This is a genomic window from Micromonospora sp. NPDC047467, from assembly GCF_040643095.1.
Classification (GTDB): Bacteria; Actinomycetota; Actinomycetes; order Mycobacteriales; family Micromonosporaceae; genus Micromonospora.
In genome coordinates, this window is sequence record NZ_JBEYTO010000006.1 from 155,093 (window position 1) to 170,921 (window position 15,829).

General features: G+C 72.0%; 15 protein-coding genes. 9 read left to right on the forward strand and 6 right to left on the reverse strand.

Annotated features, from left to right (window positions below):
• The first annotated feature begins 67 nt into the window (after positions 1-67).
• Complete coding sequence (locus ABZ780_RS18395; RefSeq protein ID WP_357009928.1) at positions 68-2,599, forward strand: ATP-dependent Clp protease ATP-binding subunit; 2,532 nt, start codon at positions 68-70, stop codon at positions 2,597-2,599.
• Positions 2,600-2,880: 281 nt separating this feature from the next.
• Here ABZ780_RS18395 and ABZ780_RS18400 read toward each other — a convergent pair whose 3' ends face one another.
• The gene (locus ABZ780_RS18400; RefSeq protein ID WP_357486759.1) at positions 2,881-3,792 is read right to left on the reverse strand and encodes an A/G-specific adenine glycosylase; all 912 of its coding nucleotides are present in this window, start codon (positions 3,790-3,792) and stop codon (positions 2,881-2,883) included.
• A 96-nt stretch (positions 3,793-3,888) separates the two neighbouring features.
• On the opposite strand from ABZ780_RS18400, the gene ABZ780_RS18405 reads away from it, so the two are divergent.
• The 3 genes from ABZ780_RS18405 (at position 3,889) to ABZ780_RS18415 (ending at position 5,823) form a co-directional block, all read left to right on the forward strand.
• On the forward strand, positions 3,889-4,401 hold the full coding sequence (locus ABZ780_RS18405) for an ACT domain-containing protein (protein WP_357009933.1): 513 nt from the start codon (positions 3,889-3,891) through the stop codon (positions 4,399-4,401).
• On the forward strand, positions 4,398-4,982 hold the full coding sequence (locus ABZ780_RS18410) for a peptide deformylase (protein ID WP_357486761.1): 585 nt from the start codon (positions 4,398-4,400) through the stop codon (positions 4,980-4,982). Before ABZ780_RS18405 ends, ABZ780_RS18410 begins: the two co-directional genes overlap by 4 nt.
• Positions 4,983-5,100: 118 nt before the next feature.
• On the forward strand, positions 5,101-5,823 hold the full coding sequence (locus ABZ780_RS18415; RefSeq protein WP_357486762.1) for a hypothetical protein: 723 nt from the start codon (positions 5,101-5,103) through the stop codon (positions 5,821-5,823).
• A gap of 6 nt (positions 5,824-5,829) precedes the next feature.
• Here ABZ780_RS18415 and disA read toward each other — a convergent pair whose 3' ends face one another.
• The 4 genes from disA to ABZ780_RS18435 all read right to left on the reverse strand — a co-directional run bounded on the left by disA (position 5,830) and on the right by ABZ780_RS18435 (position 10,413).
• Complete coding sequence (gene disA, locus ABZ780_RS18420) at positions 5,830-7,011, reverse strand: DNA integrity scanning diadenylate cyclase DisA (RefSeq protein WP_007466050.1); 1,182 nt, start codon at positions 7,009-7,011, stop codon at positions 5,830-5,832.
• A gap of 131 nt (positions 7,012-7,142) precedes the next feature.
• The gene (radA, locus tag ABZ780_RS18425) at positions 7,143-8,600 is read right to left on the reverse strand and encodes a DNA repair protein RadA (protein WP_357009942.1); all 1,458 of its coding nucleotides are present in this window, start codon (positions 8,598-8,600) and stop codon (positions 7,143-7,145) included.
• Positions 8,601-8,684: 84 nt separating this feature from the next.
• Positions 8,685-9,434, reverse strand: a complete 750-nt coding sequence (locus ABZ780_RS18430; protein ID WP_357486764.1) for a hypothetical protein — start codon at positions 9,432-9,434, stop codon at positions 8,685-8,687.
• 139 nt (positions 9,435-9,573) lie between these two features.
• The gene (locus ABZ780_RS18435) at positions 9,574-10,413 is read right to left on the reverse strand and encodes a UbiA family prenyltransferase (RefSeq protein WP_357486766.1); all 840 of its coding nucleotides are present in this window, start codon (positions 10,411-10,413) and stop codon (positions 9,574-9,576) included.
• A 46-nt stretch (positions 10,414-10,459) separates the two neighbouring features.
• Between ABZ780_RS18435 and ABZ780_RS18440 the strand changes: the two genes are divergently transcribed.
• The 4 genes from ABZ780_RS18440 (at position 10,460) to ABZ780_RS18455 (ending at position 14,264) form a co-directional block, all read left to right on the forward strand.
• Entirely contained in the window at positions 10,460-11,233 is a 774-nt protein-coding gene (locus tag ABZ780_RS18440) for a methyltransferase domain-containing protein (protein WP_357486767.1), read from the forward strand.
• 42 nt (positions 11,234-11,275) lie between these two features.
• On the forward strand, positions 11,276-12,442 hold the full coding sequence (locus ABZ780_RS18445) for an acyl-CoA dehydrogenase family protein (RefSeq protein WP_357009954.1): 1,167 nt from the start codon (positions 11,276-11,278) through the stop codon (positions 12,440-12,442).
• Between the two features lie 94 nt (positions 12,443-12,536).
• The gene (locus ABZ780_RS18450; RefSeq protein ID WP_357486769.1) at positions 12,537-13,586 is read left to right on the forward strand and encodes a type III polyketide synthase; all 1,050 of its coding nucleotides are present in this window, start codon (positions 12,537-12,539) and stop codon (positions 13,584-13,586) included.
• Between the two features lie 33 nt (positions 13,587-13,619).
• On the forward strand, positions 13,620-14,264 hold the full coding sequence (locus tag ABZ780_RS18455; protein WP_357486771.1) for a hypothetical protein: 645 nt from the start codon (positions 13,620-13,622) through the stop codon (positions 14,262-14,264).
• A gap of 7 nt (positions 14,265-14,271) precedes the next feature.
• On the opposite strand, the gene ABZ780_RS18460 is transcribed toward ABZ780_RS18455, so the two are convergent.
• The gene (locus ABZ780_RS18460) at positions 14,272-14,964 is read right to left on the reverse strand and encodes a hypothetical protein (RefSeq protein ID WP_357009962.1); all 693 of its coding nucleotides are present in this window, start codon (positions 14,962-14,964) and stop codon (positions 14,272-14,274) included.
• 328 nt (positions 14,965-15,292) lie between these two features.
• Here ABZ780_RS18460 and ABZ780_RS18465 point away from each other — a divergent pair, with 328 nt between their 5' ends.
• Complete coding sequence (locus ABZ780_RS18465) at positions 15,293-15,778, forward strand: CarD family transcriptional regulator (RefSeq protein ID WP_007073334.1); 486 nt, start codon at positions 15,293-15,295, stop codon at positions 15,776-15,778.
• Positions 15,779-15,829: the final 51 nt, after the last annotated feature.

The window sequence follows — 15,829 nt, forward strand, 5'->3', positions numbered from 1 at the left end:
CGTTCGTGCACCGGCCCCGCCAAGATCTTGACCATCAAGGCGCACGGCACGTGAGGAGCACGAGGGCATGTTCGAGCGGTTCACCGACCGAGCGCGACGGGTTGTCGTCCTGGCCCAAGAAGAGGCCCGGATGCTCAACCACAACTACATCGGTACGGAACACATCCTGCTGGGCCTGATCCACGAAGGTGAAGGCGTCGCGGCTAAAGCCCTGGAGAGCCTCGGCATCTCCCTGGAGGGCGTCCGCCAGCAGGTCGAGGAGATCATCGGCCAGGGCCAGCAGGCGCCGAGCGGGCACATCCCGTTCACGCCGCGGGCCAAGAAGGTGCTGGAGCTGTCGCTGCGCGAGGCGCTGCAGCTCGGGCACAACTACATCGGCACGGAGCACATCCTGCTCGGTCTGATCCGCGAGGGTGAGGGCGTCGCCGCCCAGGTGCTGGTCAAGCTCGGCGCCGACCTCAACCGGGTCCGCCAGCAGGTGATCCAGCTCCTCTCCGGCTACCAGGGCAAGGAGCCGGCCGCCGCTGGCGCCGCCCCGGGTGAGGCCGCGCCGTCGACCAGCCTGGTGCTGGACCAGTTCGGCCGTAACCTGACCCAGGCCGCCCGCGAGGGCAAGCTCGACCCGGTCATCGGGCGCGAGAAGGAAATCGAGCGGGTCATGCAGGTGCTCTCCCGCCGTACCAAGAACAACCCGGTCCTGATCGGTGAGCCCGGCGTCGGTAAGACCGCCGTGGTGGAGGGGCTTTCCCAGAAGATCATCAAGGGCGAGGTGCCCGAGACTCTGAAGGACAAGCAGCTCTACACGCTCGACCTCGGTGCGCTGGTCGCTGGTTCCCGCTACCGCGGTGACTTCGAGGAGCGCCTCAAGAAGGTGCTCAAGGAGATCCGCACGCGCGGCGACATCATCCTGTTCATCGACGAGATCCACACCCTGGTGGGTGCGGGTGCCGCCGAGGGCGCGATCGACGCGGCGAGCATCCTCAAGCCGATGCTGGCCCGTGGTGAGCTGCAGACCATCGGCGCCACCACGCTCGACGAATACCGCAAGCACCTGGAGAAGGACGCCGCGCTTGAGCGTCGATTCCAGCCGATCCAGGTGGGTGAGCCGTCGCTGGCCCACACCATCGAGATCCTCAAGGGCCTGCGCGACCGCTACGAGGCGCACCACCGGGTGAGCATCACCGACGCCGCTCTCGTGGCTGCCGCGACGCTGGCCGACAGGTACATCTCCGACCGCTTCCTGCCGGACAAGGCGATCGACCTGATCGACGAGGCCGGTGCCCGGATGCGGATCCGTCGGATGACCGCGCCGCCAGACCTGCGTGACTTCGACGAGCGCATCGCCCAGGTGCGTCGCGACAAGGAGTCCGCGATCGACGCGCAGGACTTCGAGCGCGCCGCCCAGCTGCGTGACAAGGAGAAGCAGCTCCTTGGTCAGAAGGCGCAGCGGGAGAAGGAGTGGAAGGCCGGTGACCTGGACGTCGTCAGCGAGGTCGACGACGAGCAGATCGCCGAGGTGCTCGGCAACTGGACGGGCATCCCGGTCTACAAGCTGACCGAGGAGGAGACCTCGCGCCTGCTGCGCATGGAGGACGAGCTGCACAAGCGCGTCATCGGCCAGGAGGACGCGGTCAAGGCGGTCTCGAAGGCGATCCGGCGTACCCGGGCCGGCCTGAAGGACCCGAAGCGCCCGTCGGGCTCATTCATCTTCGCCGGCCCGTCCGGTGTCGGTAAGACCGAGCTGTCCAAGGCGCTCGCCGAGTTCCTGTTCGGCAGCGAGGACGCCCTCATCCAGCTGGACATGTCCGAGTTCCACGACCGCTACACGGTCTCCCGGCTGGTGGGTGCCCCTCCCGGTTACGTCGGCTACGACGAGGGCGGGCAGCTGACCGAGAAGGTGCGTCGTCGGCCGTTCTCGGTGGTCCTCTTCGACGAGATCGAGAAGGCCCACCCGGACGTGTTCAACACGCTCCTGCAGATCCTGGAGGACGGTCGGCTCACCGACGGTCAGGGTCGGATCGTGGACTTCAAGAACACGGTCATCATCCTGACCACCAACCTGGGCACCCGCGACGTGGCCAAGGCCGTGTCGCTGGGCTTCCAGCAGTCGGAGGACTCCGAGTCCAACTACGACCGGATGAAGCAGAAGGTCAACGACGAGCTCAAGCAGCACTTCCGGCCTGAGTTCCTCAACCGGATCGACGACACCATCGTCTTCCACCAGCTGCGGCAGAACGAGATCCTCTCGATCGTGGACATCATGATCCGGCGGATCGAGACGCAGCTGCACAACAAGGACATGGGTCTGGAGCTGACCGACAACGCCAAGAAGTACCTGGCGCTGAAGGGCTTCGACCCGGTGCTCGGTGCCCGTCCGCTTCGTCGCACGATCCAGCGCGACATCGAGGACAACCTCTCCGAGCGGATCCTGTTCAACGAGCTGACCCCCGGTCAGATCGTCGTGGTGGACTGCGAAGGCGACCCGAACGACATCGACAAGTCCAAGCTCGTCTTCCGGGGCGCGGAGAAGCCGGTCGAGGTTCCGGACGCCGTGCCGGCCGACCTCGGTGGCACCGCCGCCGCAGGCGCGGACGAGTAGCTCAACCAGCAGCAAGAGGGCGGGGTCTGGTGGCGCAAGCCACCGGGCCCCGCCTTTTGCGCTGTCCGCTCACCATGCGCGGCTAACACCTCGGAGGCGCCGTGCGCCTCGTGCGGTGATCGACTCCGTATCGGCGACATGGCGGTGTCCTGCCCCCGGGAAACCCCGATATCGGCGATATGGAGTCGATCAAGGCCTGCGCCCCAGCGGCCGGCGGGGGCGCGCCGAATCAAGGCCTGCGCCGCAGCGGCCGGCGGGGGCGCGCCGAAGGGTTCGGCGGGTCAGGTGGTGAGGTCGGCGGTCGGGAGGGACGGGCCGTCTCCGGCCAGGCGGAAGGAGTCGGCGCCGACCGGTTCGACCAGGCCGTCCTGCACGAGGCCGGCCAGGGCGCGGGCGCGCTGCACGTCATCGGTCCAGACCTGGTCGAGCCGCTGGTGTGGGACCGGCCCGGTGGTCTCCCGGAGCACCCCGAGCAACAGTCCGCGTACCTGCCGATCGGTGCCCGCGTACCGCTGGGGGCGGCGGGTCGGCCCGGCCGGCGCCGCCTGCCCGGAGGCCCGCCACGCGCAGACCGACTCGACCGGGCAGGCCGGGCAGCGCGGCGACCGGGCCGTGCAGATCACCGCGCCCAGCTCCATGAACCCGGCGCTGGCCAGCGCAGCCGCGGCCGGCTCCGTCGGGAGCAACTCCTCGGTGGCGACCAGGTCGGCCGGGCGGGTGACCGGCCCGGCGTCCGGTTCGCCGGCCACGGCCCGGCTGACCACCCGCCGTACGTTGGTGTCGACCACCGGATGCCGCTGCCCGTACGCGAACGCGGCCACCGCCCGAGCCGTGTACGTGCCCACCCCGGGCAGCGCCAGGAGCTGCTCCAGCCGGTCCGGCACCTGGCCGCCGTGCCGCTGCACGATCGCGACCGCGCACTCCCGCAGCCGGACGGCCCGACGGGGGTAGCCGAGGCGTCCCCACATCCGGATGGCCTCGGCGGGTGTGTCCGCAGCCAGCGCGGCCGGCTCCGGCCAGCGGGCCAGCCAGGCGTGCCAGGCCGGGACGACCCGGACCACCGGTGTCTGCTGGAGCATGACCTCGCTGACCAGGATGGCCCACGGTGTGACCCCGGGCTCGCGCCACGGCAGGTCGCGGGCGTGCTGCTGGAACCATCGGCTGACCAGGGCGGCGAAATCGGGTTGAGTCATGGCGCCGTCGATGATGTCACGCGATGTGTTCCCGCTGGATGGGCGGCTCGGGCGGGGTGTCGACGCGATGGTGGGCGGATCGGGCAGAATGCGCGGATGAACGAGCTCGCGATCACCGTCATCGGCCGTGACCGGCCGGGCATCGTGGCCGACGTCGCCGAGGTCCTGGCCCGGTTGGGCGCGAACCTCACCGACAGCACGATGACCCGCCTGCGGGGGCATTTCGCGATGACCCTCATCTGCACCGGGCCGGCCGCCGCCGAGGTCGAGGCGGCGCTGGAGGCGCTGGCCGCCGAGGGGCAGCTGCTGGCGACCGTACGCGCGGTCACGCCAGACGGTGAGGTTGCCCCAGTCGGAGAGCCTTACGTGATGGCGGTGCACGGGTCGGACCGGATGGGCATCGTCGCGGCCATGACCCGGGTGCTGGTGGACGCCGGTGGAAACGTCACCGACCTGAGCACCCGGTTGGCGGGTTCGCTCTACGTGGTGCTGGCTGAGGTCGAGTTGCCGGCCGGTGTCGCGGACACGCTGGCCGACCGGCTGCACCGGACGGCCGCCGAACTGGGCGTGGAGGTCACACTCCGGCCGGCAGACCCGGACCTGCTGTGAGCGGCGAACGGAGCGGTCCGGACGTCGAGGCGTACGCCGGCCTGGGTGACTGGACACCGGAGTCGTTGGCGGTGCCGGGTGAGGTGCGGGCCGTCGTGTCGGCCCCGCACCCGGTGTTGAGCCAGGCCGGGGGTGACGTCGATCCGACGGCCGAGGAGACCGTCCGGCTGGCCGCCGATCTGGTGGCCACCATGCGGGTCTCGCCGGGCTGCGTGGGCTTGGCCGCGCCGCAGATCGGCGTGGGCGCTCGGGTCTTCGCCGTCGACGTGACCGGGCATCCGAAGGCGGTCACCGTGCACGGCACGTTCGTGCTCTGCAACGCCCGGGTCGTCGAGGCGACGAGGTGGAAGCCGGGCCGGGAGGGCTGCATGTCGGTGCCGGACCTGACCGGGGACGTGAAACGGGCCAGCCGGCTGGTCGTGGAGGGTGATCTGCCGGGCAGCGGCGCGGCGGTGCGGTTGGTGACCGACGGTTTCGAGGCGCGGGCGTTGCAGCACGAGATCGACCACTGCGCCGGTCTGCTCTTCCTGGACCGGGTGGCCGGCGCACATGCCGTCTACCAGCGAAAGGTCTACCTCTGATCGGGCCGCGGGCGATCGCCGCCTCCGTCCCTAGTAGAGGGTTGTTGGGTCGTCGGGGTGGCGTTACGGCGCGTCGTGCCGGGCTGGTGGGTGCGGCGCGGCTACGGTGGGGGGCATCATGCGTCTGACGGTCGGCCCCCTGCCACCCGCCGTGTACTGGCGGCGTCGCGCCGTCGTACTCGGAGCGGGGCTTCTCTTCCTGATTGTCCTGCTCTATTCCTGCACCGGCTCGGGTCGCTCGGGCGGGCGAACGGAGGCGGGGGCTACGCCGACGCCGACCGTGAGCCCGTCAACCGCGAGCCCGGGGCCGGCCGGGCCGGTGCTGACACCGCAGACCGGGGTTCCGTCTGCGTCCGGGTCCGCCGCTCCTGAGACCACGGAGCCGGCCCCCGAGATCACCAGCAACAACCCGCCGCCAGGATCCGCCGGCTCGGCGGACGACAGCACCTGCACCGACGCGGAGATCAGTGTGACAGCGGTGGCGCGGCCGACCTCGGTGCAGCGCGGGGCGGTGGTCGACCTCCAGTTGAAGATCAAGAACACGTCGGACCGGACGTGCAGCCGCAACGTCGGCGCCGACCTCCAAGAGATCTTCATCAAGTCCGGTGCCGAGAAGGTGTGGTCCTCGGACACCTGCGGCAAGGTCCAGGGCTCGGACGTGCAGACCTTCACGCCGAACTTCGAGCGCTCCTACCAGGTGGGTTGGAACGGGCGGGACGCCACCCGGTGCGACGGCAGTGGGCTGGCCGCTGGCCCGTTCCCGCAGGCGGGGACGTACCAGGCGTTCGCCCGGGTCGGCACCAAGCTCAGCGCACCCGTGAAGATCACCATTACCGGCTGAGCCGGATCAGACGTACCGCTCCAGGATGGATGCCTCGGCGAGCCGGGACAGCCCCTCCCGGACGCCCCGGGCGCGGGCGTCGCCCACCCCCTCGACGGCCTGCAGATCCTCCACGGTCGCGCCTAGCAACCGCTGGAGGCTGCCGAAGTGCAGCACCAGGCGGTCGACCACGGCCACCGGCAGGCGGGGCACCTTGGCCAGCAGCCGGAAGCCACGTGGGCTGACGGCGGCGTCCAGCGCATCAGAGGCGGCCGGGTAGCCGATCGCCTTGGCGACCGACACCAGGTCGATGAGCTCGGTGGCACCGAGCAGGTCGAGCTCGACCAGCGCCTCATCCAGGGTGCGGGACTTGCGGCCGACCGGCAGGTAGTCCCGGATGACAAGCGTGCGGTCGGCGTCCACGCCGGCCATCAGCTCGTCGAGCTGGAGGGCGAGCAGTCGGCCGTCGGTGCCCAACTCGACCACGTAACCGGCGATCTCGTCGGCGATCCGGCGGACCATCTCCAGTCGCTGCACCACCGCCACCGCGTCCCGTACGGTGACCAGATCCTCTATCTCGAGGGCGGACAGCGTGCCGGAGACCTCGTCCAGCCGGAGCTTGTAGCGCTCCAGGGTGGCGAGCGCCTGGTTGGCCCGGGACAGGATCGCCGCCGAGTCGTCGAGCACGTGCCGCTGACCGTTGACGTAGAGGCTGATGATCCGCATGGACTGGCTGACCGAGATGACCGGGTAGCCGGTCTGCCGTGCCACCCGCTCGGCGGTGCGGTGCCGGGTGCCTGACTCCTCGGTCGGGATGGACGGGTCGGGCATCAGGTGCACGGCCGCCCGGACGATGCGGGTGCCGTCGCTGGACAGCACCACCGCACCATCCATCTTGCACAGCTCGCGGACCCGGGTCGCGGAGAACTCCACGTCCAGCGGGAAGCCGCCGGTGCAGAGGCCCTCGACGACCTTGTCGTAACCGAGCACGATGAGCGCGCCCGTACGCCCGCGCAGGATGCGCTCCAACCCGTCCCGCAGCGCGGTGCCGGGTGCCATCAGGGCAAGGTTGGCCCGCAGCGGGTCGCCGGCGCTGCCGGCGGCGGCGGTGACGCTCACGCTGATCGGGCGGGCTGGCGAGCCCACAGCGCCGGTGCGGGCCTGGGGTGGCGCGCCGGCAGGCTTGGTGGTGTCGCGGTCGATCGGCACGGGCACAGTCTACGGACTGCCGTGCGGTGGGTGCTGTCGTGGTTACTGTGATGTGTCACGATGCTGCCCCTTCCGAGCATTTCCGCTGGCGCCGTGGTGTCCGGTATGGCCGTCCGCGTCGGCACGGTGGGTCACTCGGCGGACGCGCGAGCCGCATGGTGCAGTGCCGAGCGGACGTCAGTGACCTCGGTCACTCGCATCTGCTCGGGCCCGGCGCCGGTGCTGGTCGGGCCGCAACCCGGCGGAACCAGGGCGACCTTGAACCCCAGTCGGGCCGCCTCGGCCAGCCGGCGGGGCACCGCACCGACCCGGCGCACCTCACCGGTCAGGCCCACCTCGCCGATCGCCACGAGGTGCGGCGCGATCGCCAGGTTGAGCCCGCCGGACGCGACCGCCAACGCGACGGCCAGGTCGGCCGCCGGCTCCACCACCCGGATGCCGCCCACGGTGGCCGCGAAGACCTCCCGGTCGTGCAGCGTCAACCGCTCGGTGCGCCGTTGCAGCACCGCGAGCACCATGGCGAGGCGGGCCGAGTCGAGGCCGGAGACCGTACGGCGGGGCGAGCCGGCCACCGTCGCGCCGATCAGCGCCTGCACCTCGGTGACCAGTGCCCGTCGCCCCTCCATCGCCACCGTCACGCAGGTGCCGGGGACCGGCTCCGAGTAGCGGGTCAGGAACAGACCGGACGGGTCGGCCAGGCTGCTGATGCCACCCTCGTGCATCTCGAAGCAGCCGACCTCGTCGGCCGCGCCGAACCGGTTCTTGACGCCGCGCACCAAGCGCAGCGAGGAGTGCTTGTCGCCCTCGAAGTGCAGCACCACGTCGACCAGGTGCTCCAGCACCCGGGGCCCGGCCACCTGGCCGTCCTTGGTGACGTGCCCAACCAGCACGGTGGCGATGCCGCGTTCCTTGGCGACCGAGACCAGCGCGGAGGTGACCGCGCGGACCTGCGTCACCCCACCGGGCACCCCTTCGGTGCCGGTGGTGGAGATGGTCTGCACCGAGTCGAGCACCAGCAGACCGGGCTTGACCGCGTCGAGGTGCCCGAGCACCGCCGCCAGATCGCTCTCGGCCGCCAGGTAGAGCTGGTCGTGCAGGGTGCCCATCCGCTCGGCGCGCAACCGCACCTGACTGACCGACTCTTCCCCGCTGACCACCAGCGAGGGGCTGCCGGCGCCGACCGCCCACTGCTGCGCCACATCCAGCAGGAGGGTCGACTTGCCCACGCCGGGCTCGCCAGCGAGCAGCACCACCGCCCCGGGGACCAGCCCGCCGCCGAGCACCCGGTCGAGCTCGCTCACGCCGGTGGGCCGGGCGCGGGCCGGAGCGGCGCTGATGGTGGCGATCGGCCGGGCCGGCTCGGCCGGCATCCGGGAGCTGACCACCCGACCGGAGACGGTCGGGCCGGTCACCGTGGACTCGACCACCGAGCCCCACTCGCCGCACTCTGGGCAGCGCCCCACCCATTTGGGGGGCTGGTGCCCGCAGGCGTCGCACTCGTAGGCCGGGCGCGGCTCGCGGGCGGCGGACCGGCCGCGGGCGGCACCGGCCGTGCCGCCGCGTGGCGACGTCGATCGGGAGGTGGTCACATCAGGACGCTAGCCTTCCCGTGCGACGAAAACACCCCGGCGTGGTGGTCACCACGCCGGGGTGTCTGTCGATGCGCAGGTCGGTCACTCGTGGGTCGTGTCGCCCTCGTCGTGGCCGCCGAGGCGCTCGATGATCGGCGAGGGGACCGGCGGCGCGGTGAGCGGCACCGCGATCGGCACCGGGCTGGTGACCGTGTTGCCGTTGCCGAAGTCGAACGTCACGACGACGTTCTGCCCGCTGCGCAGCGCCTCCTTCAGGCCGATCAGCCGGAGCTGACTGGTGGCCTCGGAGTTGAGCTGGAGGTAGCTCTGCGGTGCCAGCTCGATCCGGGCCGGCTGGCCCGGCGCGGCGGGGCTGGCCGAACCCGATGCCCGCGCCGACTCCGGCGCGGACGGGGTGGCCGACGACGACCCGGTGCCGGACGGGGTCGCCGACGGGCTGGCCGAGCCGGATTCGGAGGCCGACGGGCTGGCGGAGGCCGAAGCCTCGGCGGAGGGCGACGGGCTCGCCGAACCGCCCGAGATCACCACCTCGCGGGCGCTCTCGGTGGTGACGGTGACCGTCACGGTGCTCTTCGAGTCGTTGTAGATCACGGCGTTGAGCGGCGCGTCCTGGCCGGCGCGGTAGCCCTCGGTGCCGGGGTAGTCGATCAGCAGGCCGCGTACCGCGTAGGCGCCGTTGGGGGTCGTGAGGTTGACGCCCTGGATCGACGGCTCCTTCAACGCGGTCTCGGCGACCTGACCGGTGCCGCATCCGGACACCAGCAGGCTGGCAGCCGCAATACCGGACAGCAACAGGGCCGCCCGCCGGGATCCCCTGATCGAGCGCGTCACGTCGGTCCTCCTCGTTACGATCCCCACCCGGCCGCACGCCGGGCATGGTGGCCCTACCCGCGCAGACCGCGCTCCAGGGTAGTTGGAGCTGATCGAGGCCCGCACACGGACCCGGCAATGCCACCTTCTTGGGTGCCTCTCACACCACCCGGCCGCTCGCCACCAGCAGAACCACGTCGATGAGGGCCACCAGCATCACCGCCCGGAAAGCGGACACCGGCCGCCGGCCGGCGCGGGCCGCCGAGCGTCCGGCGTACCAACTCAGTGGCGGCACCACGGCGGCCGTGCCGACCGCCGCCAGGCCGACTGCCGACGGCGGCCCGGGTGGCCCCAGGACCAGGGTCGCGGTCGCGGCGAGGAGCAGCCCCGCCGCGGCCGCCCGGCTGCCGGCCGCGCCGAGTCGGTGAGGCAGGCCGCGCACCCCGGTCCGGGCGTCGTCGGCGAGGTCGGGCAGCACGTTGGCGAAGTGCGCGCCGGCCCCCAGGCAGGCCGCCGCGACCAGCAGCCAGGCCGGCGGGGTCGGCTCGCCGGGCAGCCCCAGCACCACGAAGGCGGGCAGCGCGCCGAAGGAGACGGCGTATGGCAGCACCGAGAAGGCGGTGGCCTTGAGCGGCCAGTCGTAGAGCAGCGCGGAGACCAGGGCGACCGTGAGCCAGAACGCCGCCGTGGGGTTCGTGGTCAGCGCCAGCAGCGGGCAGGCCACCGCGGCCGCCGCCGCAGCCCAGGCCGTGGCGCGTCGGCCCACCGCGCCGGCGGCGACCGGCTTGTCGGTACGCCCCACAGTGGCGTCCCGTTCGGCGTCCAGCGCGTCGTTGGTCCAGCCGACGGCGAGCTGGCTGGCCAGCACGGCGAGCACCACCGAGACGATTCCCGCCGGTCGGTGCCCCACTCCCCAGGCGAGCAGACCGGCCACCGTGGTCACCGCTGCGGCCGGTTCCGGATGGCTCGCTCTGACCAGCCCTAACACCCTGGACGACATAAGGGAAGTCTGGTCGTTACCGAGCAGTCGTGCCACGCTCGTTTCCATGCGAGACGTGGCTGCGGCCGCGGCGTCCACCGGTCCCCGGGTGCTGCCGCGCAACGACCCGCGCCAGTACGACGACCTGGCCGGTGAGTGGTGGCGGCCGGATGGCGCGTTCGCGATGTTGCACTGGTTGGCCGAGGCCCGCGCGGCGCTGGTGCCGCCGGCCGGCCGCCCCGACGCGATCCTGGTCGACCTGGGCTGCGGTGCCGGGCTGCTCGCGCCGCACCTGGCCGGCAAGGGTTACCGCCATGTCGGTGTGGACCTGACCCGCTCGGCGCTGGTGCAGGCCGCCGAGCGCGGGGTGCGGGTGGTGCAGGGCGATGCCACCGCGGTGCCGCTCCCCGACGGTTGCGCCGACGTGGTCTCGGCCGGTGAGCTGCTGGAGCATGTGCCGGACTGGCGGCGCGCGGTGGCCGAGGCGTGCCGGCTGCTGCGTCCGGGTGGCCTGCTGGTGCTGGACACCCTTAACGACACGGCGCTGGCTCGGCTGGTCGCGGTGCGGATCGCCGAGCGGCTGCCCGCGGTGCCGCGCGGCATCCACGATCCACGGTTGTTCGTGGACGCTCGTGCGTTGGTCGTCGAGTGCGCCCGGCACGGTGTCGAGTTGCGGCTGAGGGGCATCCGGCCGCAGGTCGGCGGCCTGGTCGCCTGGCTGCTGCGCCGGGCTCGGGGGACCCGGGCGTCGGGTGTGGCGCGCACCGGCCGTGCCCCGCGCATCGTTCCGACCCGGTCCACCGCCGTGTTGTACCAGGGCCGGGGGGTCCGTAACGGATAGTCGGGTCGTGGCGGGGGTAAGGGACGCCGAGGAGGGGGCGATATGACGGTGCACGCGCTTGAGGCGGCCCGCCGGTTGGCGCCGCGGTTCGCCGCGCGGGCGGCGGAGCACGACCGGGACGGCTCCTTTCCGGTCGAGGACTTCCGTGACCTGCGGGAGGCTGGCCTGTTCGGGTTGATGGTGCCCCGCGCGTTGGGGGGCCTGGGTGCCACCTTCGCCGAGTACGCGGCAGTGGCCACTGAGCTTGCCCGGGGCAACGGCGCGACCGCCCTGGTGTTCAACATGCACGCCTCGGTCACCGGCGCGTTGGGCGCGGTCACCGAGGAGTTGGCCGAGGCGCTCGGTGTGCCGGACGAGGCGCTGGCCGCCCGGGACCGGCTGCTCACCGCTGCGGCGCAGGGCTCCTGGTACGCGGTGGCGATGAGCGAGCGGGGCGCCGGTGCTCGGCTGTCCCAGCTGAGCACGGTCTACGAGGCGACCGACGAGGGCTGGCACCTCAAGGGCAGCAAGACCTTCTGCTCCGGTGCCGGGCACGCCGACGGTTACCTGGTGGCCGCGCGCAGCTCGGCCGACCAGTCGGTGGTCTCGCAGTTCCTGGTGCCGGCCGGCGATGGTCTGACGGTCGAGCCGACCTGGGACGCGCTCGGGATGCGCGCCACCTCCTCGCACGACCTGCACCTGGACGTCACGGTGCCGTCCGACCGGTTGCTGGGCGGGGTGGAGGGGCTGGCCCTGGTGGTCGCCCAGTTGATGCCGCACTGGCTGGTGGCCAGTTACGCCGCCGTGTACGTGGGGGTGGCCCGCGCGGCGATCGACGCGGCGGCCGAGCATCTCAACGCCCGCAACCTGGCCGGCCTGCCGGCGGTGCGGGCGCGGCTGGGCCGGGCGGACGCGGCGACGGCGGCGGCCCAGTTGGTGGTGGCCGAGGCGGCCCGCCGGGTGGACGACGCACCGGGCGACGAGGAGACCAACCGCTGGGTGTGGCGGGCGAAGCTGCTCGCCGGCACGACGGCCGCCGAGGTGGCGGCGTCGGTGCTGGAGGCGGCGGGCACCTCGGCGACCCGGCGCGGCCATCCGTTGGAGCGGCTCTACCGGGACGCCCGCTGCGGCTCACTGCACCCCGCCACGTCGGACGTCTGCGCCGACTGGCTGGGCATCGCCGCGTTGGGCGGCGATCCGGACCGTGACGGATCGGCACCGCGTTGGTGAGCCGGCCTTGCGGTTCTCGCGCGGGGATCGGGCCGGCCGAGGTGGCCGGTGGGACGTCCAGGGGGAGGACAGCGTCTGACGAGAGGTGGGGATCGTGCCCGTACCAGTGATCGCGGGGCTCGGGACGGCGCAGCCGCCGTCCGCTTCGCAGGACGAGTTGTGGGAGGGCTTCTTCTCCCGGCACTTCTCCGGCACCACCCGGTCGTTGGCCCAGCGGATCTTCGCGAACTCCGGGGTGACCCGGCGCCAGGCCGCGGTCAACCCCCTCCTGGAGGACGTCTCGGAGTGGCCGACCGAACGGCGGATGCGCCGCTACCAGGTGGAGGCGCTGCCGCTGGGCAAGGAGGCGGTCGGGCGCGCGCTGACGGCCGCCGGGTTGGACGCCGGCGACGTGGGCATGTTCATCGTCTGTTCCTGCACCGGGTACGCCACCCCGGGGCTGGACATCCTGCTCGCTCGGGACCTGGGGATGTCGCCGAGCACCCAGCGGATGTTCGTCGGCCACATGGGCTGCTATGCGGCACTGCCCGGGTTGGGCGCGGCGAGTGACTTCGTCACCGCTCGGGGCCGGCCGGCGCTGCTGCTCTGCGCGGAGTTGACCAGCCTGCACATCCAGCCGTCCAGCGCCCGGGTGGACACCCAGCAGATCGTCTCGCACGCGCTCTTCTCGGACGCCGCGGTCGCCGCCGTGGTGGTGCCGGGTGGCCCGGGGTACGCGTTGCGCGAGGTCACCTCGGTCACCGACACCTCGACGGCCGACCACATGACCTGGGACGTCACCGACGCCGGTTTCCGGATGGGGCTGTCGCCGAAGGTGCCGCAGGTGCTCTCCCGGCATGTTCGCGCGCTGGTGGACGATCTGCTGGCCCGGCACGACGGCACCAGCTCCGAGGTGGACGGTTGGGCCGTACACCCGGGCGGCCCCCGGATCCTCAACGTGGTCGAGCGGGAGCTCGCCCTGCCGCCGCAGGCGCTGGCCGCGTCCTGGGCGACGCTCGACGAGCACGGCAACTGCTCCTCGCCGACCGTGCTGCTGATCCTGGACCGGCTGGCTCGCGCGACGACGGCCCCGAGCCGGATCGTCATGTTGGCGTTCGGTCCGGGCCTCACCCTGTACGCCGCCCTGCTCGATCGACAGGGCTGATCGACCGCGACCCCGGCCGGTACGCTCACCCACATGGATGCGGAGGTGAGCCACCGGCTGCGGTCCGCGGTGCTGGCCGGGGTGGTGGTGGCCGCCCTGGTGGTCGGCGGCTGGTGGTGGCGGGCCGCCGCTCCCCACCCGACCGAAGGCTCGGCTCGTCCTTCGACGGCCGAGCCGAGTGAGCAGCCGACCGTCAGCACCGCGTTGGAACGTGTCCTGGCCTCCGGGACGCCGGATGGGCCGGTGCGGGTGCGGATCGATCCCGAGACGGGTGAGGTCAGCGAGGTGCAGACCAGGCCGAGAGTGGTGATCGACCCGGCGACCGGCATGATCACCGACGTCGAGGGCACGCCGGGCGACAGCTTCCGATCGGGTGACCTGCCGATGTTCAAGGCGACAATCTGGCGGGAGCGGAAGGAACTCACCTCGGGGCGGGGCGTGACCCGGCAGTCCGCCGACGATGGCGTCCGGCACCTTCTTCAGTACCGGTGCACCCGGCCCGGCACCCTCGTGGTGGCGGTCACCGGAGCCGATATGACCGGCCCGTCCCGCATCGACTGCGACGGCACGATCGCCACGGCCGAGGTGTTCCCCACTGGCGGGCCGATCCGGGTGTCGCTGTCGACGGCGGGTGAGCGGCCCATCGACGTCCAGGCGCAACTCGTCGCGCTGCCCTGAGCGCCGGTCAGGCGGCGAGGGCGGTCAGTTCCTTCTGGTACGTCTCGACCGGCCCGAGGTCGGGCAGCACCCGGGTCACCACGCCCGTGCGGTCGACCAGGAGCGCGGTAAGCGTGCCGGGGCGGGCCGGTTGGCCCAGGAACGAGCGCAGCCCGCCAGCGGGGTCGGCCAACGCCCGGACATTTCCACCGGCCGGTGGCGTGGCCGCGACCGTCCGCCCCCCGGCCACGGTGATCACGGCGACCCCGTCCGGAGCTGCGGCCACGGCCTGGCCGACCCGCTCGGGGCAGGGGCAGCCGTCCACCAGGATGATCATGGCTGGGAGCAGGCCGCGCAGCGGCACGGGCGCCTGGGCGGCGTCGACGAGGTCGAGCGCGGGTAGCGCCCGCCCGGCGACGGTCAGGGGTGGCGCGTACGGGGTCGGGGCGGGCCGGTCGGTGCTCCGGTTGGCGCGCGGCCAGGTCACGGCGAGCAGGCCGGCCAGCGTGGTGAGCACCGCCACCAGCAGCACCAGCAGCGGCAGGGCGAGGGCCCGGTGCCCGGCGTGCTGACCGGCGGCCCGGCGCAGCTCGCGGCGAACCCGGGCGGCCTCGCTGGCGAGCGCCGAGGCGTCGTCGGGGACCACGACGCGGCCCCACTCGGGTGGCAGGTCAGGTAGGCCGTCGGACGGTCCGTGGCCCTCTGCGTCCGGCTTGCCCATCGGACCCCCTGGAAGCGTCTCGAGAGCGGAGTGTTGCTCGGACTCCAGGGTCCCGCACCAGGGCCGCCTCCCGCTACATCTGGGCGCAGTCCCGCCGGGCGGGATACCATGGGATGAGCGCATAGCCCTTGATCTCGACGTTCTGTTCACCCGTACCGGGAAGTTATCCGCAGGTTACGGAGTGTGTTCGAATCATCGGTTTGACTGCCTGTCAAGCTGAAGAAAGACCTCTCACAGGGCCCCTGAGCTGCGCCAACGGTCAGGACATCGGTGAGACATCGTTGCCTGACCGTGTTACCCTAGACACAGCGAAAGGGGTTTCGAACCTATGGTTTTCAGTGTCGGCGAGACCGTTGTCTACCCCCACCACGGGGCCGCACTCATCGAGGCAATCGAGACTCGGGTCATCAAGGGCGAGCCTAAGCAATATCTCGTCCTGAGGGTCGCGCAGGGTGACCTGACGGTCCGGGTGCCGGCCGAGAATGCCGAGATCGTGGGTGTCCGCGAGGTGGTTGGCGAAGAGGGCCTCGGCAAGGTCTTCGACGTTCTCCGGGCTCCGCACACCGAGGAGCCGACCAACTGGTCGCGGCGTTACAAGGCCAACCTGGAAAAGCTGGCCTCCGGAAACCCGCTGAAGGTCGCCGAGGTCGTTCGCGACCTGTGGCGCCGGGAGCGGGAGCGGGGCCTTTCCGCGGGCGAGAAGCGGATGCTCGCCAAGGCCCGTGACATTCTCGTCGGCGAGGTCGCGCTGGCGGAGAAGAGCACCAAGGACGAGGCGGAGACGCTGCTCGACAAGGTCCTCACCGAGGCCTAGTCCACAGCATCGTCGTACCCACTTCCGAGCGAAGAAACCACCGAGGACCGC

Coding starts and splice junctions, on each gene's coding strand:
- ABZ780_RS18395 (WP_357009928.1), top strand. CDS start 68: ATGTTCGAGCGGTTCACCGACCGAGCGCGACGGGTTGTCGTCCTGGCC.
- ABZ780_RS18400 (WP_357486759.1), bottom strand. CDS start 3,792: ATGACTCAACCCGATTTCGCCGCCCTGGTCAGCCGATGGTTCCAGCAG.
- ABZ780_RS18405 (WP_357009933.1), top strand. CDS start 3,889: ATGAACGAGCTCGCGATCACCGTCATCGGCCGTGACCGGCCGGGCATC.
- ABZ780_RS18415 (WP_357486762.1), top strand. CDS start 5,101: ATGCGTCTGACGGTCGGCCCCCTGCCACCCGCCGTGTACTGGCGGCGT.
- ABZ780_RS18435 (WP_357486766.1), bottom strand. CDS start 10,413: ATGTCGTCCAGGGTGTTAGGGCTGGTCAGAGCGAGCCATCCGGAACCG.
- ABZ780_RS18440 (WP_357486767.1), top strand. CDS start 10,460: ATGCGAGACGTGGCTGCGGCCGCGGCGTCCACCGGTCCCCGGGTGCTG.
- ABZ780_RS18445 (WP_357009954.1), top strand. CDS start 11,276: ATGACGGTGCACGCGCTTGAGGCGGCCCGCCGGTTGGCGCCGCGGTTC.
- ABZ780_RS18455 (WP_357486771.1), top strand. CDS start 13,620: ATGGATGCGGAGGTGAGCCACCGGCTGCGGTCCGCGGTGCTGGCCGGG.
- ABZ780_RS18460 (WP_357009962.1), bottom strand. CDS start 14,964: ATGGGCAAGCCGGACGCAGAGGGCCACGGACCGTCCGACGGCCTACCT.
- ABZ780_RS18465 (WP_007073334.1), top strand. CDS start 15,293: ATGGTTTTCAGTGTCGGCGAGACCGTTGTCTACCCCCACCACGGGGCC.